Origin of the sequence: Bacillus sp. AFS001701 (assembly GCF_002559405.1) — a bacterium.
In the GTDB taxonomy this organism is placed as follows: Bacteria; Bacillota; Bacilli; order Bacillales; family Bacillaceae_G; genus Gottfriedia.
Window position 1 is genome coordinate 1 of record NZ_NTZO01000722.1, and the last position, 1,002, is coordinate 1,002.

The 1,002-nt window shown below is 30.8% G+C and carries 2 protein-coding genes and 1 tRNA gene; 1 reads left to right on the plus strand and 2 read right to left on the minus strand.

What is annotated here, in order from left to right; translation table 11 throughout:
• The first annotated feature begins 289 nt into the window (after positions 1-289).
• Complete coding sequence (locus tag CN514_RS24850) at positions 290-586, plus strand: hypothetical protein (protein ID WP_098234839.1); 297 nt, start codon at positions 290-292, stop codon at positions 584-586.
• Between the two features lie 12 nt (positions 587-598).
• Here the strand turns inward: CN514_RS24850 and CN514_RS26105 are convergent, their stop codons facing one another.
• Together CN514_RS26105 and CN514_RS24855 are read right to left on the minus strand one after the other, a co-directional pair.
• Positions 599-775 (minus strand): hypothetical protein, encoded by a 177-nt coding sequence (locus tag CN514_RS26105; protein ID WP_176526082.1) that lies wholly within the window; start codon positions 773-775, stop codon positions 599-601.
• Positions 776-806: 31 nt separating this feature from the next.
• Positions 807-889: transfer RNA gene (locus CN514_RS24855), tRNA-Leu, on the minus strand.
• Positions 890-1,002: the final 113 nt, after the last annotated feature.

The following is a 1,002-nucleotide window of genomic DNA, read 5'->3' on the forward strand; positions in this document are numbered from 1 at the left end:
TGAACTTGTAATTAAATTTATCATAAATATGTCATAAATTCAAGAATAAAATCAATTTTTGTCGAAAGTGTACAAGCATGATTTATGAAAGCGTCGAAAATAGAAAATGTTTTAGTAGTTAAAAAATAGCGGATGACGTAAGTAAGAAAAAGATCTATATTCATCAGAACTTTAACTATTAACTAATTGTAGAGAGGATATTGAAAGATTTGTAGAAATTTGAATGAAGGTATAATGAATTTTTCGATAGAATTCTTCTTTATAGGTTAAATTTAGGAGGAGAGTAACTATGACAGAACCTTTGGTAAATGAAAAGAAAAATCCTTTGGTCAAAAGTTTCGAAGGTGTTTGTAGTTTGATTGAAGAAACAAACGACAGGATTGATTTTACACAGGATACACTTAAGGAACTTGATCGATACAATAATGAGAAATTAAAAGATGCAAAACAATTTACTATTAAAGTAGCTGCTGCAAGCCTACTAATTGCAACAACGGGCTTAGTAGTTACTTTAGCAAATAAAAGAAAACCAAAACAATTTGATTGGCTTGCTGCTAAGCAAAAACGTAAGTATGTAAAAATGTAACGAATAGTATTTCTAAATGAGGAATAGCCACATTAAAAAGGCAGCGACCATTATTATAATCGCTGTTTTCTTTGTGATGATCGTTAATACATAATGAATACAATTATTAACTGCTAGATGAATATGAAGAATTAAAAAGCCTATTCTTTTCTTTTCTCTTTTCTTTCTAAACAAAAAAGGATTCTGCATCTTTGCAAAATCCTCTTCTCTGATTTCAATATAGCGGTGACAGGACTTGAACCTGCACATCCGTGAAGATACCTGATTTTGAGTCAGGCGTGTCTGCCATTCCACCACACCGCCAAAAAGTTATAAAATAATTATAATATATGAAAGACAAATTGTCCATTCAAATCTGTAATTAAAAACCTCTTACAAAAGTAAGAGGTTTAATGATACCGAGGGCCGGACTCGAA

Coding starts and splice junctions, on each gene's coding strand:
- CN514_RS26105 (WP_176526082.1), bottom strand. CDS start 775: ATGCAGAATCCTTTTTTGTTTAGAAAGAAAAGAGAAAAGAAAAGAATA.
- CN514_RS24850 (WP_098234839.1), top strand. CDS start 290: ATGACAGAACCTTTGGTAAATGAAAAGAAAAATCCTTTGGTCAAAAGT.